The sequence below is a fragment of the Streptomyces sp. NPDC003077 genome (genome assembly GCF_040611095.1).
Taxonomy (GTDB): domain Bacteria; phylum Actinomycetota; class Actinomycetes; order Streptomycetales; family Streptomycetaceae; genus Streptomyces.
This window is the reverse complement of record NZ_JBEXNM010000009.1, coordinates 132,441-152,933: the sequence shown is the minus strand read 5'-3', so window position 1 is coordinate 152,933 and position 20,493 is coordinate 132,441. Positions and strand designations below refer to the sequence as shown.

Below are 20,493 nucleotides of genomic sequence, written 5' to 3'. Positions count from 1 at the left end.
GCTGAGTGACGTGTGCGAGGAACGGTGACGTGCTGATGGCGCTGGGTGGTGCGTCAGGGGCGGCGCATTGGTGATCTCGCGGGCCGTCCCGGTACGGGAGGTGCGGAGGTGATCGCGGCACGGCGGAGGCGCGGAGGTCGCAGGTGGACGCGCGTTGATAGAGGCGTGGTGAAGGGCGCGGTGGTGTTTCCCGTACGGGGCCCGGGTGGGGGCTGTGGCCGGTGATCGCTAAGGGGCTTGTACGGGGGTGGGGCGCGCGAGAGAGGGCGGTGGGGATCTGCCGCGCCGGTGGTGGTGTGTTCGTCAGCGCTTGGCGCCGCGCTGGTAGGCCGTGCGGGCCCACAGGTAGCCGGTCAGGGCGAGGCCGAGGCACCAGGCGAGGGCGATGAGGCCGCTGTTGCCTATTTCCGTGCCCATCAGGAGGCCGCGGAGCGTCTCGATGACGGGGGTGAAGGGCTGGTACTCGGCGAACCAGCGCAGTCCGGTGGGCATCGACTCCGTCGGGACGATGGCGCTGCCGAGGAACGGGAGGAAGGTCAGCGGCATGGGCAGGTTGCTGGCGGTCTCCGGGGTCTTGGTCACCAGGCCGATGCCGGCCGATATCCAGGTCAGCGCCAGGACGAGCAGCGCGAGGAGGCCCAGGGCGGCGAGCCATTCGACGGCGGTGGCGTCGGGCCGGAAGCCCATCAGGAGCGCGACGCCGACGACGACCAGGACACTGACCATCGTCTGGATCACGCCACCGACGACGTGCCCGGTCAGGAAGGACGCGCGGGATATCGACATCGTCCGGAAGCGGTTGACGATGCCCTCGGTCATGTCGACGCAGACGCTGACCGCCGTGGAGACGGCGCCGGACGTGGCGGCCATCAGGATGATGCCGGGGGCGACGTAGTCGATGTACTCCGTGCTGCCGGTGGCGGTGCCGCCAATACCGCTCCCGAGGGCGCCCCCGAAGACGTAGTTGAACAGGAGCAGCATCAGGACGGGCATCGCGATGACCGAAACGGTCATGGAGGGGTAGCGCAGCGCGTGTTTGAGGTTGCGCCGCAGCATGGTCCGGGCGTCGCCGACGGCGTGGGTGAGGGTGCTCATCAGGCGCTCGCCTTCGCGAGGAGGGATGCGGCGTCGGTGCGGGGCCGACCGGTCAGGGTGAGGAAGACGTCGTCGAGGTCGGGCGTGTGGGTGGTGAGGGTCTCCGCCCTGACCTGGGCGCCGTCCAGAACGTCGAGCACGGCGCGCAGATCGGAGAGCCCCCCGTCGCTGGGGACACGCAGGGTGAGCGCGTCGTCGTCGGACGTGCCGACGCGGAAGAGGGCGGCGGCCGACGCGAGGTCGTGGGCATCGGTGAACCGGATGCGGATGTGGCCACCGGGGATGCGCCGCTTGAGCTCGTCGGCGGTGCCTTCGGCGACCAGCTTGCCGTGGTCCAGGACGGCGATCCGGTCGGCGAGCTGATCCGCCTCCTCCAGGTACTGCGTCGTCAGGAAGACGGTGACGCCCTGGTCGGCGACCAGCCCGCGGATGATCTCCCACATGGTGCGGCGGCTGCGCGGGTCGAGGCCGGTGGTCGGTTCGTCGAGGAAGATGACGCGCGGGTTGCCCACCAGCGTCATGGCGAGGTCGAGCTTGCGCCGCATGCCGCCGGAGAAGGTGACGACCGGCTTTCTCGACGCCTCGGTGAGATCGAAACGGCGCAGGAGGTCGGCGGTGCGCCGTCGGCCCTCCCGGCGGTTCAGGTGGTGGAGGTCCGCCATGAGGAGCAGGTTCTCCTCGGCGGTGAGCAGGTTGTCCACGGCGGAGAACTGCCCGGTGACGCCGATCGCGGAGCGCACGCCGTCGGTCTGCCGTACCAGGTCGTGGCCCGCGACCCGGGCCTCGCCGGCGTCCGCGGCGATGAGCGTGGACAGGATCTGCACGGTGGTGGTCTTGCCCGCGCCGTTCGGGCCCAGCAGGGAGAAGATCGTGCTTTCCGGAATGTGCAGGTCGATGCCGTCCAGCACCAGCTTGTCGCCGTAGGACTTGCGCAGGCCGGTGGCGGAGATGGTGGGTAACGCCGTGGACGGGGCGGAGACGGATGGTGCGCTCACAGTGGTGATGCCTTCCTGGTGAAGGGATGGTGGCCTTCGCTGCTTGCGGTGGAGTGCGGTGGAGTGCGGTGGGGCGTGCTGCTTGGGGCGGGGTGCGGTGGGGCGTGCTGCTTGGGGTGAGGATTCGCTGCTTGGAGTTGGGTTTCGTCGTTCGGGACGGCTTGGCGGCCGGGTCACTGCGGACGGCGGATGACGATGTCGCCCAGCCCGGTGTTGGCGCGTATTTCGACGGTCTCCTCAGAGGCTCCGGGGCCGTCGGACGGGGTGAGGGAGTTGTGCACGCCACCGGCCCGCGCGCTCACGTCCAGCCAGGCGGCGGAGTTCTCCCGGACGCCGACCTCCAGATCGCCCGCGCCGGTCCGCAGCGTGACCTTGCCGCGCGCCACCTGCTCGACCCGGATGTGACCGCTGGCGCACCGGGCCTCGACGTCGCCGTGTGCCACGCCCACGGATATCCGGCCGATGGAGGACCGCACCCGCAGTTCGCCGTTGACCTCGCCGATGGTGGTGTCGCCGAGGTTCTTGAGCGTCGCCGTGCCGGCGACCTCTCCCACGTCGACGCGGCCGTGGCCGGTGATGTCCACGTTTCCTGTCGCGCGGTCCAGGCTGGTGTCCCCGAAGCCGGTCCGCAGAGTGACGCCGTCCGCCTCGGCGACGCGTATGTCCCCGGCCGACGTCTTGAGGTCGCAATCGCCGAGGCGGCCCTCGCACAGGATGTCCGCCATGGGGGAGGAGCCCACCACGTCCGAGCCGGCCGGCAGTTCGACGCTCACGTCGATGGACCCGCTCCGGCCGAACAGGGACCGCTTCTTGGGGCCTTTGATCACCAACGTGCCGTTGGCGTACGTGACCTGCGTCTGCCGCGCCGCCCGGACGTCGACCTCGTCGTCCTCGTTGCCCGGCCGGACCTCGACGACCGTGCGCGTGCGCTGTTCGGCGGTGAACCGGATGGTCCCGATGTCGAAACCGAAGGTGACGGAGATCGGCTCGGGTGTCTCGAATTCAGGCATGGCTGTCCCGTCCTCATGGCTGTGGGGTGCGTTCCCGCTGGTCGGGCGGGCGTGATGGGTGGTGCTGTGTGCCGGGTGGGCCCGGCGGTGCCGGCCGGCTAGCGGACCCAGCCGGTGTAGCTCCGCGGGCCTCGGTTACGGGCGCGCCCGGTGGAGCCGGCGGGACCACCCGGCTCCAGGGCGGCGGTCACGGCCCGTACGAGCCAGGCGTTGACGGAAAGCCCTTCCTGTCCCGCGGCACCCTCCACCCGGGCCTTCAGGTGAGCGGGGAGCCGGAAGTTGATGCGTGCCGTGCCGCCTTCGTCGCCCTCCGAAGGTGGCGGGGGAATGGGCTGCCACGCGGCGCTCGGCGCGCTCGTGCGTTCCTCTTCCCCCGCGTACGCCTCCTGGCCCGGCGGCGGGGACACGACGAATTCGGGGTCCAGGCCCCGCAGCCGCACGTCGACGGAGCCCGGCGCCAGCTCGCGGGTGATCTCGTCCATGGCGACCGACAGCGCGTTGAGGAGGGTCAGGCGGGCGGCCGATTCCAGCGGCGTCGTGAGCCGCTCCGCCAGCTCGCGGGCTTCCTCCCCGCCCGCTGCCGCGGCGACCGCGAGCTCGTGACGGAGGTTGTCGACATACGGGGTGAGGTCCATGACGCCATTGTGGCGTCACCGTGGCGCCATCCGCAAGGGGTTTTGGCGCGGGGTGGCACTCATTCACTCGTACGTGGGTACGGAATGCTGGGACTTGGGGCTTGCCGAAATGAAGCCGAAGTGGAGCCGGGGCGGGGGCGGGGAAGGGGCGCGGAGGGTGGTCGAGTGGGGCCGGGGTGCACTGTTTGTGCAGGTCGGGCGGCGTCTGGTCGCTCCGTTTCCCGGCCCTTGCGCTTCGGTCCGCCGCGAGCATGTGGCCTGCGTGTGACCCGCGTGTGGCCTGTGCGCGGGCGAGAAGGGGCGGCAATGACGACGAGGTGATGCTGCCGTGGCGCGGGGATGGTGCCGCGTGGCGTCGCGCTGGTGCCATGCATGGCACCGCCTGGCCGAGTGGGTGCCAGGTGTCGGGCGCCGTTGGCTCGTCGGCTCAGCACCCGATCGGGCGGACGGGCCCCGTCCCGCGCCCGCTGGAGCGCAGAAGGACAAGGCCCCAGGACGGCGACACGGGCCGTCACCCCCACGACGCATCCCACCCCCATGTCACAACTCCGCCCCCCGCCCCGTCGAAGGGGTGACAGGCAACAACTTCGCAAGGGAGCACGACCATGCAGGCCACCACCCACCCCTCCACCGACCCCACCACCCAGGTGCGGACTCCGCAGGCGCGGATGCGGAATCCCGCCGAGGTCATCCCCGAAGCGGTGCCGGCCGTGCTCGACCTCCTCAAGGCCGCGAAGCGGGGCGGCGTGCCGGAGAAGACGCTGGAGCTGGTCCACCTGCGCGCGAGCCAGGTCAACGGCTGCGGTTTCTGCGTGTTCGGCGGCGCGCTGAGCGCGCGCAAGGCCGGGGAGAGCGACGAGCGGCTGTTCGCGGTGGCGGGGTGGCGGGACGCGCCGTTCTTCACCGACGCCGAACGCGCCGCGCTGGCGCTGGCCGAGGCCGTCACCCGGCTGTCCGACCGGTCCGACCCGGTGCCGGACGAGATCTGGAACGAGGCCGCCGCCCACTACGACGAGCGGCAACTCGCCGCCCTGGTCCTGTGGATCGGCGTCACCAACCTGTTCAACCGGATCAACGTCACCACGCGGCAGGTCGCGGGCGCCACCTGGTGAGACCGGACCGACCCAGGCGCCACGACGAGGTCCCCGGCGCCCCTCATGGCCCGTGCCTCGGTCCATGAGAGCGCACCGGTGGCACCTTCCGCAGCGCGGTCCCCGGCGTCCCTTGACGGCCCACACCTCGGCCCGTCAAGGGCGCACCCGTGGCACCCTCCGCAGCACGTCCCCAGCGCCCCTCATGGCCCGCACCTCAGGCCGTGAGGGGCGCACCCGTAGCACCTCACGCCGCCGCCCCTGCCCCTTATAGCCCGCGTCCCGGAACGTGAAGGGCACACCGTCCGCCCCTCTCCTCCCCACCCGGGACTCGACGAGCGCGGCGCCCGTTGGGAGGGTGGATGCGGGGGCCGCCAGGGGCGGCGGCCGGGGAGGTGGACGGCCATGCCGCAGCACGGGAACCCGTATCTCAGTGGGCTCTTCGCCCCCGTACGGGATGAGATCACCACGTACGACCTGGAGGTCACCGGCCGGATCCCGGAGGAACTCGACGGCCGCTACCTGCGCAACGGCCCCAACCCGCTGCGGGTGGACGACCCGGAGGCGTACCACTGGTTCACGGGTGAGGGCATGGTGCACGGGGTGCGGCTGCGCGACGGCCGCGCCCAGTGGTACCGCAACCGCTGGGTGCGTTCGGACTCGGTGGCCCAGCGGCTGGGCGAGAAGATCCAGCACGGGCCGCGCCACCTGGACATGGACGTCGCGCCCAACACGCACATCACCCGCTTCGCCGGCCGGAACCTGGCCCTCGTCGAGGGCGGCCCGCTGCCGTACGAACTGGACGACGACCTCAACACCGTCGGCCCCTACGACTTCGCCGGCACACTCCCCGGCGGACTGGCCGCCCACACCACGATCGACCCGGCGACCGGCGAACTGCACTGCGTCGCCTACTGCTGGGCCTGGCCGTACGTGCAGTACCTGGTCGCCGGCACCAACGGCCGCATCCGCCGGCACGTCGACATCCCTGTCAGCGGACGGCCGATGATGCACGACTTCTCGCTCACCGCGCGGCACGTCCTGCTGTACGACCTGCCGGTCGTCCTGAGCCCGGAACGCGCCGGGCACCGCGGGGCCTTCCCCTACGCCTGGGACCCCGACCGCCCGGCCCGGCTGGGCATCCTGCCCCGGGCCGGGGGCGCGCAGGACGTGCGCTGGCTGGAGATCGAGCCGTGCTTCGTCTTCCATCCGATGAACGCGTACGAGTCGCAGGACGGCACGCAGATCACCGTGGACCTGATCCGGTACGAAAAGATCTTCGACGAGGGCCACTCGGGCCCGGACGAGTGTCCGCCCGCCCTGGACCGCTGGACGGTGGACCTGATCGCGGGCCGGGTGCGGCGCGAACCGCTGGACGACCGGCCGGTGGAGTTCCCGCGCGTGGACCCGCGCCGGCTGGCCGGGCGGCACCGCTACGGGTACGGGGTGGTGGAGCCGGGCAACGGGTACGGAGAAACGCTCATGCGGGAGCACGGCGGCGCCTCCGGCCACGGCGGGGCGGCGGCGAGCGTCGGCCGGATAGGGGTCGGGCTGGTGAAGTACGACCTGGAACGCGGCACCAGTGAGGTGCGCCGGTTCGATCCGCGCGGTGATGTGGGGGAGGCGGTCTTCGTGCCCACGGGGCCGGAGACGGCGGAGGACGACGGCTGGCTGATGACGTACGTCTTCGACCCCGAGCGGGAGGCGACGGACCTGGTCATCCTGTCCGCGCGGGACATCACCGGACCGCCGGTCGCCCGGGTCCACCTGCCGGTGCGCGTACCGGTGGGCTTCCACGGGAACTGGCTGCCGGAACGGGAGTGAGACCCGGGGGACGGGGACGGGAACGAGCCCGGGGACGGGAACGAGCCCAGGGACGGCTACAAGCCCAGGAACGAGAACGAACGCAGGGACGGGAACGAGCCCGGGAGACGGGGACGGCCACGAGCCCAGGGACGGGAGCCCCCCCCGTCAGCGCGCCCCCGCGTCAGCCCGCCCCCGCCCCCCCGGCACCCCACCCCCGCCCCACCTCATCCGGCCTCCGGATGCCGCTCCCGGTACGTCTCCTCGATCTCCTCCTGGTGCGCGGTGCCCCACGCCGCGAGCGGCGCCAGCGCGTCGTTCAGCGAGGCACCCAGCTTGGTGAGGGAGTACTCCACCTTCGGCGGGACCTGGTGGTAGACCTCGCGGTGCACGATGCGGTCCGCCTCCATCTCGCGCAGCTGCTGGATGAGCATCTTCTCGCTGATCCCCGGCACGTCCCGCTTCAGTTCGGCGAACCGGCGCGGGCCCTCGTGCATGGCCCACAGCAGCAGTACCTTCCACTTGCCGCCGATGACGTCCACCGCCGCGTCCAGACCGCAGGTGTAGTGCCCGTTGACCCATCGCATGACCCGCTCCCCACTCGCCGTCCGGTGACGTGCTCACCGGACGGCGACGTCTCGTCCGTGCCGTCGCGGAGGCGTCCCCCGCGACCCACTTACCAAAAGGTGGGTACCTGACGAAATAGTCGGTACTTGAGGAATGTTAAGCCAGCCCACAGGATCGGTGGTGCGCGCAGAGACAGGCAAGCGACGTGGGCGACACGGGAGTTGTGGAAGATGAGTGACGTGGACGTGCGGACCCCGGTGACCGTCATCGGACTGGGGGACATGGGGGTGGCGCTGGCCGGCGCGTTCCTGGACGCGGGGCACCCGACGACCGTCTGGAACCGTACGGCGGCCAAGGCCGACCCCCTGGTCGCCCGCGGCGCGACCCGCGCGGAGACGCCCGCGGAGGCGGTCGTGGCCGGACCGCTGGTGATCGTCTGCGTGCTGGACTACGAGGCCGTGCACGGCGTCCTCGACCCGCTGGCCGACGAGCTGCGCGGCCGGACCGTGGTCAACCTGACCAACGGCACGCCCGGGCAGGCCCGCGAGGTCGCCACCTGGGCGGACGAGCACGGCATCGGCTACCTGGACGGCGGCATCATGGCCGTGCCGCCGGGGATCGGCACCCCGCAGGCGTTCATCCTCTACAGCGGCGCGCGCGAGGTGTTCGACGCCCACAAGGACGGCTTGGAGGTGCTGGGCGCGGCCACGTACGTCGGTGCGGACCCGGGCGCGGCCTCGTTGCAGGACCTGGCCCTGCTGACCGGCATGTACGGGATGTTCGCGGGCGTCCTCCAGTCGCTGGCCCTGGTGCGCTCGGCGGAGGTGGAGCTGCCGGAGTTCGCGTCCACGCTGCTGGTGCCGTGGATCTCCGCGATGACGACGATGGTGCCGCACTACGCGGACCAGATGCAGCGCCGCGCCTATGGGGAGAACGTGGTCTCCAACCTGGGCATGCAGTCCGTCGCCCTGGACAACATCACCCGCGCGCACGACGAGCAGGGCGTGGGCCTGGAACTGCTGGCCCCCCTGTACGCCCTCATCCGGAAGCGGGTGGCCGACGGGCACGGCGCGGAGGACATCACGGGCGTGGCGGAGCTGCTGCGCGCCGCGAAGGGGGCACGGGCCTGACCCTCGCCCGCTCCCCCCGCGCGTCACCCCACGTAGGGCCGGGCCTCCCGCGCCTGGCGCAACGCGACCGCCCACCAGGTGAGTTGGTCCAGCAGCGCGTCGGCGGCACGGTCGGCTCCGGCGGGGTCGTGCGGCGCGCCGGTGTCGTCGAAGAGGCCGTGCGCCATGGCGAAGCTCACCGTCTCCCGCACGGTGGTCGCGCCCAACTCGGCGAAGACCAGCCGCAGTTGCTCCACCGCGCGCAGGCCCCCGGAGATCCCCCCGTAGGACACGAACCCCACCGGTTTGCCCTGCCACTCGGCGCGCAGCAGGTCGATCGCGTGTTTGAGGGGGGCCGGGAAGGAGTGGTTGTACTCGGGGGTGACGACGACGAAGGCGTCCGCCGCGTCGACGCGCTTGGCGTACGAGGCCATCTCCTCGCTGCCCCACCGCAGTTCGTACGGCTGGACCGTCGCCAGGTCGATGACGTCCACGGTGATGTCCGGCCGGCCCTCGGCGTGCCGGGTGAACCAGTCCGCGATGACGGGCGCGAATCTGCCCTCCCGCGTGCTGCTGACGATGACGGCCAGGGTGAAGGGGCGCTCGGACACGGTGGGGCCTTTCTGAAGGCGGGCGGGCGTGGTGCCGACTGATGACCCCGACGCTAAAACCTCAAGCAAGGTTCATGTCAACGGGCGATCGAGTCGGCACCCGCCGGCGACCGTGTACGACCGCCGGTGACCGGGCCCGTCCGCCAGGGAGCCGCCCGGGGCGCCCGACCGCCCGAAGGTGATCGGCCGCCCGGGGCCGACCGGCGCCCGCGCCACTCCGCCGTGAACTGCGCCCGCGCCACTCCGCCGCGCACCGCGTACGCGTCACTCCGCCGCGAACAGCGCTTTCACATCACTCCGCCGCGAACAATGCCCGCGTCACTCCGCCGCGAGCACAGCGTCCGCGTCACCGAGCACAACGTTCGCGTCACCGAGCACAGCGTTCGCGTCGCCAAGCACAGCGTCCGCGTCACTCCGCCCCGAACAGCGCCAGCAACTCGGTCTTCTGGAACATCCGGGCGGTGTCGATCGCGGACGGCGTGCCGGCCGCCGGGTTCGCGCCGTGCGCCAGCAGCAGGCGGATGATGTCGGTCTCCCCCTTGAAGACGGCCCCGGCCAGCGGCGTCTGCCCCCGGTCGTTGGGCCGGTCGGCGTCGGCGCCGCGCTGGAGCAGCGCCTCCAGCGCCGCCGCGTGACCGTGGTAGGCGGCCAGCATGACGAGGGTGTCGCCCCTGTCGTTCGTCAGGTTGACCGGCACACCGGCGTCCACGTAGGCGGCGAGGGTGTCGGTGTCGCCGTGGCGCGCCAGGTCGAAGACCTTGGCCGCCAGTTGCAGCACCTCCGGGTCGTGCGCGTGCTCGATCGACTCGGGCCCCGGCGCGCCTGCCGGCTGCTTCGGCTCGGGCGTCCCCGTCGACGCGGTCACCTGGGGCTCCGTGTTCGGGTCGGTCATGGTCGTCGGCCTCCAGCCATGGTGGGTCCAGTTGCGCTGTCCCGGCCACTTTATGCAGGCCACGGCCGTCCGGGCCCCTCCCGGTGGGGTCGGCCGGGGCCTGTCTTCCGGGGCGGGCGGGGAGCCGTCCGTCATGCGCGCCGTGTGGTGGAAAGCCGGACGAAAGACGGAAGGGCCCCTCCCTCCGTACGCGCCCACGCACACGGAGAAAGAGACCCTCGGGTCATCAGCTGAACCTCGGCCACCGTCTCCCGGAATCGTCTCCGGACCTCGGTCACGGCTCCCGGAATCGCCTCCAATCCTCGGCCACCGTCCCCCGGAATCGTCTCCGATCCTCGGTCACCGTCCCCCGGAACCGCCTCCGGTCCTCGGTCACCGTCCCCCGGCACAACCTCCCGGCCTCCCGCGACCCCCTAGAACATGTCCGGGCACCACGGCCGCCGCCCCGTCCGCAGCAGCCCGTCCGCCGTGCTCAGCGCGCCCGCGCGCTCCTCCCGTACGTGGCCCAGGTCGGCTCGTCGGACGATGGAGTCGTCCCCCAGGTAGAGCGGGGCCAGCTCGCCCACCGGCAGCGTCAGGTCCGCCGTGCGGGTGGTCGGGACGCAGCGCGCGCCCTCGGGGGTGGCGTCGAGCAGGAACCGCCCGCCGGCCAGGCCCGCCGGGTCCTCGACCTCCAGGACGAGTTCCCCCGAGGCGGCGTACGTACGGGCCTCCAGCAGCCGGGGCACGTCCAGCGGACGCAGCCACATCAGGTCGGAGGAGGACTGGACGGCGGCGGCGCGCGGGTCGCCGAGGAAGTGCGGGAGCAGGTCGTCGGGCGCGCGCGGACCGGTCTGGACGGTGACGACCCAGTCGATCGAGCACAGGAACTGCCACAGCGCGCGCTCGGCGTCGACGGTGGTCGCGATGAGCTGGTCGACGGTGGCCGTGTTCTTCGGCCGCTTGCCCTCCCAGTTGTCGTTCACCCGGTACGTGACCAGGCCCTGCACCTCGCCGTCGGCGGACCGGTACACGGCGTGGAAGGGTTCCGTCCAGGGGTTGCTGGGGAGGCGGATGGCGCCGGTGGCCCGTTCCCACCAGCGGTCCTCGCGGGAGACGGCGCCGGGCCGGCGGGCGCTCCACCGGTCGTGCAGGCCGGGGCCGACCTCGCGGACCTCCTCGGGGGAGGCGAAGTCGACCCGGCCGCCGCACGCGGGCACGGAGTGCCGCGGGTCGAGCCCGGCGCGCGGCACGTCGACGGCCCATTCGGTGGCGGAGGTGGCGGGGCCGAAGCCGAACCGCCCGTAAATCGGGTACTCGGCGGCGATCAGCGTCGCCACCATGTCCCCGCGTTCCTTGGCCGCCTTCAGGTCCGTGGTCATCATGCGGCTGAGCAGGCCGCGGCGACGGTGGGTGGCGGCGACGGTGACGGTGGTGACGGCGTTGGCCCGCACCCGGGCGCCGCCGACGACCGTCAGCCGCTGCTCGAAGCTGCGGAAGGTGGCCACCCACCGCCCGTTGTCGTAGGCGCCCTGGGTGCGCTCCGGGTCGAACGCGGCCCGCCGGAACTCGATGTCCTCCTTGGAGATCTCCGGCGGCCGGAGGAAGCCACCGCCGACCGCGCTCAGCCAGCCGGGTATGTCGTCGTCGCCAACCGTTCGGACCTGGATGCTCATGGCCGTACCGTAGCGACGGACCTGTTGTGGCGTCGCGCGTATTTTCGAAGGTGACGGGACGCGCCCGGGACGGGTGGGCGATGGCCGCGAGATCCGCCCCGGCCCTGCCCCCCAACGCCCTTCGGACGGCGCCCGCCCCGGCCCCGGCTGAAAGCCCGCTCAGAACGCCGCCCGGATCTCCCCCACCCGCTCCGGGCCGCCGAGCAGCGGCACGTCCTCGATGCGGGCCAGCACGGGCGCGTCCACGCCCATCAGGCGCAGCGCGCGGGCCAGGACGGGCCCCAGGGTGCGGCCGGCGCCGTCGTCCACCTTGAAGGCGAGCGCCCGGCCGTCGGGGAGCGCCAGCGCCTGCACGGCCTCGGCGCCCATCTTGGACAGCGTGCCGGGCAGTTCGCGCATCAGCCAGGTGTCCGGGCGGCGGGTGCCGGCGACGTACTCGGGGTGGGCGCGCATCGCGTCCGCGACCCGGCGCTCGGGCGTACCGGGCGCGGCCAGGACGTGGTGCCGGAAGGCGCGGGCCAGTCCGACCAGGGAGAGCGCCATCAGGGGCGCGCCGCAGCCGTCCGTGCCGATCTCCGTGACGGCCTCGCCGGAGGCGGTGCGCACGGAGTCCAGGACGAGCTGCTGGAGCGGGTGCTCCAGGTCGAGGTAGGTCTCCAGCGGCCAGCCGTTGGCGGCGCAGGCGGCGAGCATCGCGGTGTGCTTGCCGGAGCAGTTCATGGTGATCCGCTCGCGCTTGTGGCCGGCTGCGAGGTACTCCTCCGCTTCGGCCGGGTCCAGCGGGAGGTCCGGCGGGGTCTGGAGGAGGGCGCGGTCCAGGCCGAACTCGGCGAGCATCTTCTCGACGAGTTCCAGGTGAAACCTTTCGCCGGAGTGGCTCGCGGCGGCCAGCGCCAGCCGTTCGCCCGAGAGGTCGAGCCCGGCCCGCAGCACCGCCGTCGCCTGCATCGGCTTGTTCGACGAACGGGGGAAGACCGGGGCGGTGACGTCGCCCAGCGCCGTTTCCACGCTGCCGTCCGCCGCCAGGATCACCAGCGAGCCGCGATGGCGCCCCTCCACGAACCCGGACCGCACGACCTCGGCGAGCACCGGCGCCGGGCCGGGAACGGACGCGCCGCCCGCCGACGGCTCGTGGCCGGCGGGCGCGGGGGATATACCGGCGGGCGTCTCGGAGGAAGAGGAGGTCATCGTCGGCCTTCCAGGGCGGGACCCGCGGCCCTGCCGAAGGCGTGTGGCCCGTGGGTCAGGAGAGCAGGTCGTCTACTTGTGCTTCACCCTCACGGTACCTTCGGGCGATCTCCGCGCTGCAATCGTCGGCCGTCCGCTGGAGCGACTGTCTGCGCCGCGAGACCTCCTGCTCGTAGCGCACCAGCCGCCCCATCGCGTCCCGCAGCTCCTCGTCCGTACGGGCGGTGAGGTCCGACAGCGCCACCTCGCCGACCATCTCCTCCGCCAGCCGCCGGTACCGCTCGCTGTGCGGCATCCCGAGCGTGACGTGCCGGGCCGAGGAGCGGTGCCGGGACGGCACGTCGGCCAGGATCTCCGGGAGGCGGTCCAGCAGGGAGGGCTGCGGCGCGCTGCGGCGGGAGGTCTCGGCCCGCAGGATGTCGATCCGCCCTTGGAGGAGCCGCCGCACGTAGCTGAGGTCCGCCTCCTCCTGCTGCGCGTCGCGGCGCAGCACGCGCAGGTCCGGCAGGCCCATTCCGGCGAGGTCCGGCCGCGGCACCGGGCCGAAACGATCCCGTTGCCGCGGGGGGCGGGGCCGCCCGGTGCCGTCCTCGGTGCGGGTCGCGGCCGGTGCGGATACGGGCGCGAACGGTGGGGCGTACGGGGCCGCTGTGGCGGGAGTGGTGCGGGCGGTCGGTACGGGATCGGGGGTCGGCCCGGATCCGGTTGTGCTCATGAGTTGCTTCCGTCCCCTCGTCCGGTGCGTCCTTCCGGGCAGGTTGTCCGTGAAACGCACCGCGTGCACGCATCGTGCCACTCTGGGCGGCGCCCGCGCAGGGCGATGGCACCCGAACGGACCCGGAGGGGTGGCTGTGCCGGGGACCGGATGGCGCAGGGCATGATGGCCGGTATGCGAGCTGTGGTGCAGAGGGTGGACGGGGCCCGCGTCGAGGTGGCGGGCGAGACGACCGGCGAGATCGTCGGCGAGGGGCTGTGCGTGCTGGTCGGCGTCACGCACGAGGACACCCCGGAGAAGGCCGCGCAGCTCGCCCGCAAACTGTGGTCCGTGCGCATCCTCCAGGGCGAGAAGTCCTGCTCGGACACCGGCGCCCCACTGCTGGTGATCAGCCAGTTCACCCTCTACGGTGACGCCCGCAAGGGCCGCCGCCCCACCTGGAACGCCGCCGCGCCGGGCCCGGTCGCCGAGCCGCTGGTGGACGAGGTCGTGGCGCGGCTGCGGGAGCTGGGCGCCCAGGTGGAGACGGGCCGCTTCGGCGCGGACATGAAGGTCTCGCTGACGAACGACGGCCCGTTCACGGTGCTGATCGAGGTCTGAGGAGAACGAGGACGAGGCTGGGGACGAGGACGGCCGGGCACGGGGACGGGGTCCGGGGCCGACGATGGCCCGGCCCCGGAAACGACGCCCCTACGGCTCGACCACGACCTCCTGCGCCGCCGCCGTCGCGTCCGCGATCAGCGCCGCGTCGGTCGGGACGTTGCGCTTGACCAGCGCCAGCGCGATCGGGCCGAGCTCGTGGTGGCGGACGGCGGTGGTGACGAAGCCGAGCTGCCGCCCCTCCTCGCCCTCGGAGGCCAGCCGTACGGGCGCGCCGTGCGCGGGCAGCGTGACCTCGCTGCCGTCCAGGTGCAGGAAGACCAGGCGGCGCGGCGGCTTCCCCAGGTTGTGGACGCGGGCGACGGTCTCCTGACCGCGGTAGCAGCCCTTCTGGAGGTGGACGGCGGTGCCGATCCAGCCCAGCTCGTGCGGGATGGTGCGGTGATCGGTCTCCCGGCCCAGGCGCGGCCGGTGCGCCTCCACGCGCAGCGCCTCCAGGGCCAGCACGCCGATCGCCGGGCCGTGCGCGGTGGCGAAGGACTCCAGGGCACCGCGCGGCAGGAAGAGGTCGCGGCCGTGCGGGGTCTCCCGGGCGACGACGTCCGCGGGCGTCTCGGTGATCGACCCGGCGGGCAGGTGGACCACGGCGATCTCGTCCGTACGGTCGGCCACCTCCACCTGGTAGAAGAACTTCATGCTCTCCAGGTAGCCGATCAGCGCTTCCTGCCGGCCCGGCTCGGTGTGCATCCAGGTCGTGGCGCCGTCGTCGACGAGGTACAGCGCGTGCTCGATGTGGCCGTGCGGGGAGAGGATGAGCGCTTCGGTGGCCTGGTGGGGAGCCAGGTCGCTGACGTGCTGGGTGAGCAGCAGGTGCAGCCAGCTCAGCCGTTCGGGGCCGGAGACGGTCACCACGCCGCGGTGCGAGAGGTCGACGAAGCCGGCGCCGTCCGCGAGCGCGCGTTGCTCCCGGAAGAGGTCGCCGTAGTGGGCGGCGACGCCTTCGTCGGGGGCCTCGGCGGGGACGGCACCGGGCAGCGACAGCAGGGGACTCTTCATGGAAACCAAGCCTACGACTCGGTAGTTGAACCCCGCCCGGGCGCTTCCCCCCGAGCGGCGGAGCATCCGTGGCACCGGCCGAAGATCGCGAAGTGCTTGAGGTCGGTGTCGAACCGGAACTGCTCGCGGAGCATGGCCGTGAACGGTTCGGCCACCGAGAGGTCCGCCTCGATCACGTCCGAGCAGTCCCGGCACACCAGGTGGATGTGGTGGTGCCGGTCGGCGAGGTGGTAGGTCGGCGCGCCGTGGCCGAGGTGGGCGTGGCTCACCAGGCCCAGTTCCTCCAGCAGCTCCAGCGTCCGGTAGACCGTGGAGATGTTGACGCCGCCCGCGGTCTTGCGCACCTCGGTGAGGATGTCGTCGGGGGTGGCGTGCTCCAGCCTGTCCACGGCCTCCAGGACGAGCTGGCGCTGCGGGGTCAGCCGGTACCCGCGCTTGCGGAGGTCGCTCTGCCAGTCGGTGGTCACCACACAAGCCAGTGTAGGAGGACGGGGCCGGAGGCCGTACGGAGCGGGGTCCTGGGACGCGCGGATGAACGGAGCGGTCCTGGGGACGCGCAGATGAACGGAGCGGGCCCCGGGAACGCGCGGCGGGCCGGTCCCGGAATCCCGGACCGGCCCGTCGTCACCGTCCATAGGCGGAGCCTATGAAGCGCCGCTCACTTGAAGAACGCGATGCCGTCGTCCGGCAGGTCCTTGAGGTCCTTGGCCCACTCGCGCACGTCCACGACCTTCTTCAGGTGCGCCGACATGTAGGGGCGCAGCGGCACCTCGGGGGTGGCCTTCTCGCCGACCCACATCAGGTCGCTGTTCACGTAGCCGTACAGGCGCTTGCCGCCCGAGTACGGCTCCGCGGTGGTGGTCCGGGCCACGGCGTCGGTGACCAGGTCGATCTGCGGCTTCTGGTCGGCCAGCTCGCCGTACCAGATCTCGACCATGCCCTGGTCGCGGACCATGACGATCTCGACCTTGCGGTTCTTGTCGACGCGCCAGTAACCGGTCTCGGTCTCCAGCGGGCGGACCTTCTTGCCCTCGCCGTCGAGAACCCAGGTGTGGGAGGTGTACTCCAGGAAGTCACGGCCGTCGTGGGTGAAGGTGACTTCCTGCCCGAAGTTGCACTTCTCGGTGCCGGGGAAGTCGTAGACGCCCGCGCCCTCCCAGTTGCCGAGGAGGAAGGCGAGGGGCACGAGGGCCGGGTTCAGGTCGGACGGGATCTCGATCATGAGCTCAGGCGATCTGTGAGAAGTGGATCAGTGACGGGTCAGCGCTGGCCCTGGTACAGCTTCTTCCAGGTCAGACCGGCGAAGGCGACGACGCCCACGGCGACCAGCACAAGCAGGGACGTGAAGACTGCCTCAAGCACGAGCGCTCTCCTCGGACGGAGTGAGGTGTTACGGACCGGGTGCGAGTCTAGTCGGCGGTGACCTGGGCGGCGCTGTGAGGTCCGCCGCGCGGCCCACCGGCCGCCGTACCGGCCCGCCCCGGAGCCCCCTGCCGACGCCCCCGGTCCCGCCGGCCGCCGTACCGGCCCCGCCGCCGCGGCTTAGAGTGCGGGGCATGGCGAAGAAGCTCGTGATCAAGGTGACGGCGGGCGCGGACGCGCCCGAGCGGTGCTCGCAGGCGTTCACGGTGGCGGCGGTGGCGGTGGCCAGCGGCGTCGAGGTGTCGCTGTGGCTGACCGGGGAGGCGTCCTGGTTCGCGCTGCCCGGCCGCGCGGCGGAGTTCGAGCTGCCGCACGCGGCGCCGCTGCCGGATCTGATCGACGGCATCCTGGCGGGCGGCGGCATGATCACGGTGTGCACGCAGTGCGCGGCGCGCCGCGACATCGAGGAGAAGGACCTGATCGAGGGCGCGCGGATCGCCGGCGCCCAGGTCTTCGTCAGCGAGATCATGCCGGACGGGGTGCAGGCGCTGGTCTACTGACGAGCACCGCGCGGCCTTGGGCGGGCGCCCGCGCACCGGGCGTCCAAAGGCCGGGGCGGGTGCCCATAAGCCGGGGCGGGTGCCCGCGCGTCCATAAAGGCGCACCCCTACTTGCTGTTCCTGCGGTCCAGCTCCTCCCACCACCGGTCGGACTCCGCGTCCCCGGAGTCCCCGGGGTCGTCCCACCAGCGGTCGTCCGGCCCCCGGCGGTTGGCGACGATGGCGGCGAACGGCGGGATGACCATGGCCACCACGCACATCGCGACCGCGGCGGGCACCGACCAGAGGCGCACCACGCCCCACGCCAGGACGAACAGGGCGATGCATACGCCCATCATGGCGAAATACCAGCGACGGCGCCGCGCGTACATACCGCCACGGTACGCGCGGACACCGGGCCGCGAACACCGCTCGACGGCCGTAGGTGTCATGCGGCGCGGACGTGACCATGGTCGGCCGGGGACGAACCGGCGACCGGACGGGGACGGACCGGCGACCGGCCCGGGGCCGCCGACGACCGGACCGGCGCCCCGGCCGGGACCGCTCCGCCCCCACCCGGACAGCACGAAGGACCGCACCCCCAGCCAAGGCGTCCAAACCCCTGGGGTGCGGCCCTCCGGCCGTACGGAGACCGCCGTCGGGCGGCGCCCGTCAGACGGTGATCGCGACCTCCGCCAGGCCGCCCTTCTGGGCGACGACCGTGCGGTCCGCGCTGCCGCCCGGAACCAGCGCGCGCACCGTCCAGGTGCCCTCGGCCGCGTAGAAACGGAACTGTCCGGTCGCCGAGGTGGGGACCTCGGCGGTGAACTCGCCCGTGCTGTCGAGAAGGCGGACGTAGCCGGCGACGGGCTGGCCGTCGCGGGTCACGCTGCCCTGGATGGTGGTCTCACCGGGCTTGATGGTCGAGGCGTCCGGGCCACCGGCCTGTGCTCCACACATACGTACTTCCTTGAGGCTCGGGGATCAGTAAGAAGCGGGGCTCACTTGCCGGAGCCGAGTTCGATGGGGACGCCGACGAGCGAGCCCCACTCGGTCCAGGAACCGTCGTAGTTCTTCACGTTCGGCTGGTCCAGCAGCTCGTGCAGCACGAACCAGGTCAGCGCGGAACGCTCGCCGATGCGGCAGTAGGCGATGGTGTCCTTCGAGAGGTCGACCTGCTCCGCCTCGTAGAGGGCGCGCAGCTCCTCGTCCGACTTGAAGGTGCCGTCGTCGTTGGCGTTCTTCGCCCAGCCGATGTTGCGGGCGCTGGGGATGTGGCCGGGGCGCTGGGACTGCTCCTGCGGGAGGTGCGCCGGGGCCAGCAGCTTGCCGCTGAACTCGTCGGGGGAGCGGACGTCGATCAGGTTGAGCTTGCCGATGGCGTCCTGCACCTCGTCGCGGAACGCCCGGAGGGAGGTGTCCTGCGGCTTCGCCTTGTACTGGGTGGCGGCGCGGGTGGGGACGGCCGCGACCAGGTCGCGGGAGTCCAGCTCCCACTTCTTGCGACCGCCGTCGAGCAGCTTGACGCTCTCGTGGCCGTAGAGCTTGAAGTACCAGTACGCGTACGCGGCGAACCAGTTGTTGTTGCCGCCGTAGAGGACGACGGTGTCGTCGTTGGCGATGCCCTTCTCGGAGAGCAGCTTCTCGAAGCCCGCCTGGTCGACGAAGTCGCGGCGCACGGGGTCCTGGAGGTCCTGCTTCCAGTCGATGCGCACCGCGTTCTTGATGTGGTTCTTGTCGTAGGCCGAGGTGTCCTCGTCGACCTCGACGATGACCACCTTCGGGTCGTCGAGGTGGGCCTCGACCCAGTCGGCGTCCACCAGGACGTCGCTACGGCTCATGTTCTTCTCCTCCGGGGCAGTTGCGGGGTGCGCGGGTACGCCGGGGCACGCGGCTACGGTACGGGGCCGCGCCGGGCGGGGGCGGTGGGGACGACGACAACGGGCCGGGCGGGTACGGGAGTCGGGCACGGAAACATCGGCATCACCGGCGACCTCCCGTCACGTCCGTCAAGGGCCCGTCAGGCGCAGCGACAGAGCATGGCGGCGACACGGCACAGGTCGACTGCCCGCCGTTTCGTGAGATCCGCCTGTCCCCGGGGGCGGGGACCGCTCATAGAGCTCTGCATGCGACCGATCGTAGGGAGGGGCGCCCTGACGTGTCACCGATGTGTCGGATGGTGAGACAGAGGCGACCGATATCCGGGATGACGGGCTTGCGGGAGAGGTGGCGCGAGCGCCCGGGAAGACGCATTGGTGCAGGCCCGGGCCATGGTGTCGGCACACTTGCCCCATGGTGCCCGGGGCCGCCGCGGAGCGGAAGACCGACGGTCTGTCGATCGGACGCGCGCGTCTCATCTGATGGACGCCCGCATGCGGCGGCCGGACGGGTGACGGGGCGGGGCGGACGGAGCCGGCGGAGCGGCGGCGGTCAGCCGGTGATCTTCACGTTCGTGCCGGACGCGGAGATCTTGACGCCGTCCGGGGACGCCTCGACCCGGTCCAGCTTCAGGCCGCCGGGCAGCCGGTCCAGCTTCCAGCTGTGGTCGGTGCGCTCGCGGACCTTGCTCTCGCAGCCGGGGAGGCTCAGGCACAGGGACGGCAGGTGGTCGGCGCGCACCTGGATCGTCGTGCGGTCCACGACCGTGACCGTGCCGGTGACCTCCAGGGAGTTCAGCGCGGGCAGCCCGGCCAGCCGGGGCACGATCTTGACCTGGCCGTTGCCGTTCTTCTGGCCCGCGTACCCGATCTCCACGTCCGCGCCCGCCGCCTTGGTGAGGTCCGCGTAGCTGATGTGGGCGGTGCCGGTGGCCCGCGCGGCGCTCTCGATGGAGGAGAAGTCGCTGGTCAGCTTGACGTCGTGGAACTGCGCGGAGAGCTCCTGGATGCGCAGTTGCTTCCCCTCGCTGCTGGTCCGGATGCCGTCCAGCTTGGCGTCCACCTCGTCGAGCGACCGGCCGGCCACCTGGGTCAGGAACGGGAAGCCCTTGATGGACACGTCGGGGGCCTTGTCGAGCCCCTGACTGCCGCGGATCTTCTCGGCCGCCTTGTCCTCGGCGAAGTTCACCGCCAGGCGGTCGGCCGCCACGAACAGGCCGCCGAAGACGACGACGAGAATCACCAGCACTCGCAGAGCGCGCATCGAACCATTACCCCCACGCATCGGGCCGGAAAGCGCCGTTCCGGCCGGTGTATTCCGGACAGGTCCCCCGAACTGCCTGACAGGGAGCCTAACCGGCCCGGGTGTCGAACCCCCCCGCCGCACTTCCTTGGGTCGTTCCGCGTCCGCTGTACGAGGAGGGCCGCGCCCGTACGGAGGAGAGCGTTCCCCTTCTGCACGGAACGGCCCCCCTCTTGCACGGAAAGGGCCCCGCTGTGTGCGGAACGGGCCCTGCTCTGTGCGGAACGGGCCCTGCTCTGTGCGGAACGGGCTCTGCTCTGTACGGAATGGGCCCTGCTCTGTACGGAATGGGCCCTGCTCTGTACGGAACGGCCCCACCGTGTGCGGAAAGGGCCCCGCCGTTCCCGGTAACCACCAGGGAACGACGGGGCCCGACCCGCGAGCAGCGGC

At 72.0% G+C, this 20,493-nt stretch carries 24 protein-coding genes; 5 read left to right on the top strand and 19 right to left on the bottom strand.

Annotated elements, in window-relative coordinates; genetic code table 11:
- Positions 1 to 303: 303 nt before the first annotated feature.
- The 4 genes from ABZX96_RS09320 to ABZX96_RS09305 form a co-directional block, all read right to left on the bottom strand.
- Positions 304 to 1,095: an ABC transporter permease gene (locus tag ABZX96_RS09320; protein ID WP_355540420.1), complete on the bottom strand. Its 792-nt coding sequence runs from the start codon at positions 1,093 to 1,095 to the stop codon at positions 304 to 306.
- On the bottom strand, positions 1,095 to 2,090 hold the full coding sequence (locus tag ABZX96_RS09315) for an ATP-binding cassette domain-containing protein (RefSeq protein ID WP_355540417.1): 996 nt from the start codon (positions 2,088 to 2,090) through the stop codon (positions 1,095 to 1,097). Before ABZX96_RS09315 ends, ABZX96_RS09320 begins: the two co-directional genes overlap by 1 nt.
- Before the next feature lie 173 nt (positions 2,091 to 2,263).
- Positions 2,264 to 3,100: a DUF4097 family beta strand repeat-containing protein gene (locus ABZX96_RS09310; RefSeq protein WP_355540414.1), complete on the bottom strand. Its 837-nt coding sequence runs from the start codon at positions 3,098 to 3,100 to the stop codon at positions 2,264 to 2,266.
- 98 nt (positions 3,101 to 3,198) lie between these two features.
- The gene (locus ABZX96_RS09305) at positions 3,199 to 3,735 is read right to left on the bottom strand and encodes a hypothetical protein (RefSeq protein ID WP_355540411.1); all 537 of its coding nucleotides are present in this window, start codon (positions 3,733 to 3,735) and stop codon (positions 3,199 to 3,201) included.
- A gap of 605 nt (positions 3,736 to 4,340) precedes the next feature.
- Between ABZX96_RS09305 and ABZX96_RS09300 the strand changes: the two genes are divergently transcribed.
- Together ABZX96_RS09300 and ABZX96_RS09295 are read left to right on the top strand one after the other, a co-directional pair.
- A complete protein-coding gene (locus tag ABZX96_RS09300; protein ID WP_355540408.1) occupies positions 4,341 to 4,847 on the top strand; it encodes a carboxymuconolactone decarboxylase family protein in 507 nt (168 codons plus the stop codon).
- Between the two features lie 384 nt (positions 4,848 to 5,231).
- Positions 5,232 to 6,650: a carotenoid oxygenase family protein gene (locus ABZX96_RS09295; RefSeq protein WP_355540405.1), complete on the top strand. Its 1,419-nt coding sequence runs from the start codon at positions 5,232 to 5,234 to the stop codon at positions 6,648 to 6,650.
- A 206-nt stretch (positions 6,651 to 6,856) separates the two neighbouring features.
- Here the strand turns inward: ABZX96_RS09295 and ABZX96_RS09290 are convergent, their stop codons facing one another.
- Positions 6,857 to 7,216 carry a helix-turn-helix domain-containing protein gene (locus ABZX96_RS09290; RefSeq protein WP_355540402.1) on the bottom strand — a complete coding sequence of 120 codons (360 nt, stop codon included), beginning with the start codon at positions 7,214 to 7,216 and terminating at the stop codon, positions 6,857 to 6,859.
- A gap of 210 nt (positions 7,217 to 7,426) precedes the next feature.
- Between ABZX96_RS09290 and ABZX96_RS09285 the strand changes: the two genes are divergently transcribed.
- The gene (locus tag ABZX96_RS09285) at positions 7,427 to 8,326 is read left to right on the top strand and encodes an NAD(P)-binding domain-containing protein (RefSeq protein ID WP_355540399.1); all 900 of its coding nucleotides are present in this window, start codon (positions 7,427 to 7,429) and stop codon (positions 8,324 to 8,326) included.
- A 23-nt stretch (positions 8,327 to 8,349) separates the two neighbouring features.
- Here the strand turns inward: ABZX96_RS09285 and ABZX96_RS09280 are convergent, their stop codons facing one another.
- From ABZX96_RS09280 to ABZX96_RS09260, 5 genes are all read right to left on the bottom strand, one after another.
- Entirely contained in the window at positions 8,350 to 8,916 is a 567-nt protein-coding gene (locus ABZX96_RS09280; RefSeq protein ID WP_355540396.1) for an NAD(P)H-dependent oxidoreductase, read from the bottom strand.
- Between the two features lie 409 nt (positions 8,917 to 9,325).
- Positions 9,326 to 9,808: an ankyrin repeat domain-containing protein gene (locus tag ABZX96_RS09275; protein ID WP_355540393.1), complete on the bottom strand. Its 483-nt coding sequence runs from the start codon at positions 9,806 to 9,808 to the stop codon at positions 9,326 to 9,328.
- Between the two features lie 413 nt (positions 9,809 to 10,221).
- Positions 10,222 to 11,463, bottom strand: a complete 1,242-nt coding sequence (locus ABZX96_RS09270; protein WP_355540390.1) for a GNAT family N-acetyltransferase — start codon at positions 11,461 to 11,463, stop codon at positions 10,222 to 10,224.
- Between the two features lie 159 nt (positions 11,464 to 11,622).
- Complete coding sequence (locus ABZX96_RS09265; protein ID WP_355540387.1) at positions 11,623 to 12,651, bottom strand: asparaginase; 1,029 nt, start codon at positions 12,649 to 12,651, stop codon at positions 11,623 to 11,625.
- 55 nt (positions 12,652 to 12,706) lie between these two features.
- A complete protein-coding gene (locus tag ABZX96_RS09260; protein ID WP_355540384.1) occupies positions 12,707 to 13,366 on the bottom strand; it encodes an ABC transporter substrate-binding protein in 660 nt (219 codons plus the stop codon).
- 174 nt (positions 13,367 to 13,540) lie between these two features.
- Between ABZX96_RS09260 and dtd the strand changes: the two genes are divergently transcribed.
- The gene (gene dtd, locus ABZX96_RS09255) at positions 13,541 to 13,966 is read left to right on the top strand and encodes a D-aminoacyl-tRNA deacylase (RefSeq protein WP_355540381.1); all 426 of its coding nucleotides are present in this window, start codon (positions 13,541 to 13,543) and stop codon (positions 13,964 to 13,966) included.
- A gap of 90 nt (positions 13,967 to 14,056) precedes the next feature.
- On the opposite strand, the gene ABZX96_RS09250 is transcribed toward dtd, so the two are convergent.
- The 3 genes from ABZX96_RS09250 to ABZX96_RS09240 all read right to left on the bottom strand — a co-directional run bounded on the left by ABZX96_RS09250 (position 14,057) and on the right by ABZX96_RS09240 (position 16,244).
- Complete coding sequence (locus ABZX96_RS09250) at positions 14,057 to 15,022, bottom strand: folate-binding protein (RefSeq protein ID WP_355540378.1); 966 nt, start codon at positions 15,020 to 15,022, stop codon at positions 14,057 to 14,059.
- Positions 15,023 to 15,033: 11 nt separating this feature from the next.
- Positions 15,034 to 15,492 (bottom strand): transcriptional repressor, encoded by a 459-nt coding sequence (locus ABZX96_RS09245; protein ID WP_355540375.1) that lies wholly within the window; start codon positions 15,490 to 15,492, stop codon positions 15,034 to 15,036.
- 188 nt (positions 15,493 to 15,680) lie between these two features.
- The gene (locus ABZX96_RS09240; protein WP_355540372.1) at positions 15,681 to 16,244 is read right to left on the bottom strand and encodes an FABP family protein; all 564 of its coding nucleotides are present in this window, start codon (positions 16,242 to 16,244) and stop codon (positions 15,681 to 15,683) included.
- Positions 16,245 to 16,578: 334 nt separating this feature from the next.
- Here ABZX96_RS09240 and ABZX96_RS09235 point away from each other — a divergent pair, with 334 nt between their 5' ends.
- Positions 16,579 to 16,944 carry a DsrE family protein gene (locus ABZX96_RS09235; RefSeq protein ID WP_355540370.1) on the top strand — a complete coding sequence of 122 codons (366 nt, stop codon included), beginning with the start codon at positions 16,579 to 16,581 and terminating at the stop codon, positions 16,942 to 16,944.
- A 107-nt stretch (positions 16,945 to 17,051) separates the two neighbouring features.
- Here ABZX96_RS09235 and ABZX96_RS09230 read toward each other — a convergent pair whose 3' ends face one another.
- The 6 genes from ABZX96_RS09230 to ABZX96_RS09205 form a co-directional block, all read right to left on the bottom strand.
- Entirely contained in the window at positions 17,052 to 17,315 is a 264-nt protein-coding gene (locus tag ABZX96_RS09230; protein WP_355540367.1) for a DUF3099 domain-containing protein, read from the bottom strand.
- Between the two features lie 280 nt (positions 17,316 to 17,595).
- Positions 17,596 to 17,883, bottom strand: coding sequence for a DUF1416 domain-containing protein (locus ABZX96_RS09225; protein ID WP_355540364.1), 288 nt, complete (start codon positions 17,881 to 17,883; stop codon positions 17,596 to 17,598).
- A 41-nt stretch (positions 17,884 to 17,924) separates the two neighbouring features.
- A complete protein-coding gene (locus tag ABZX96_RS09220) occupies positions 17,925 to 18,764 on the bottom strand; it encodes a sulfurtransferase (protein WP_355540361.1) in 840 nt (279 codons plus the stop codon).
- 179 nt (positions 18,765 to 18,943) lie between these two features.
- Complete coding sequence (locus ABZX96_RS09215; protein ID WP_355540544.1) at positions 18,944 to 19,039, bottom strand: putative leader peptide; 96 nt, start codon at positions 19,037 to 19,039, stop codon at positions 18,944 to 18,946.
- A 314-nt stretch (positions 19,040 to 19,353) separates the two neighbouring features.
- Positions 19,354 to 20,064 carry a DUF2993 domain-containing protein gene (locus ABZX96_RS09210; RefSeq protein WP_355540358.1) on the bottom strand — a complete coding sequence of 237 codons (711 nt, stop codon included), beginning with the start codon at positions 20,062 to 20,064 and terminating at the stop codon, positions 19,354 to 19,356.
- A complete protein-coding gene (locus tag ABZX96_RS09205; protein ID WP_355540541.1) occupies positions 20,040 to 20,489 on the bottom strand; it encodes an alanine-zipper protein in 450 nt (149 codons plus the stop codon). Before ABZX96_RS09205 ends, ABZX96_RS09210 begins: the two co-directional genes overlap by 25 nt.
- Positions 20,490 to 20,493 lie beyond the last annotated feature (4 nt).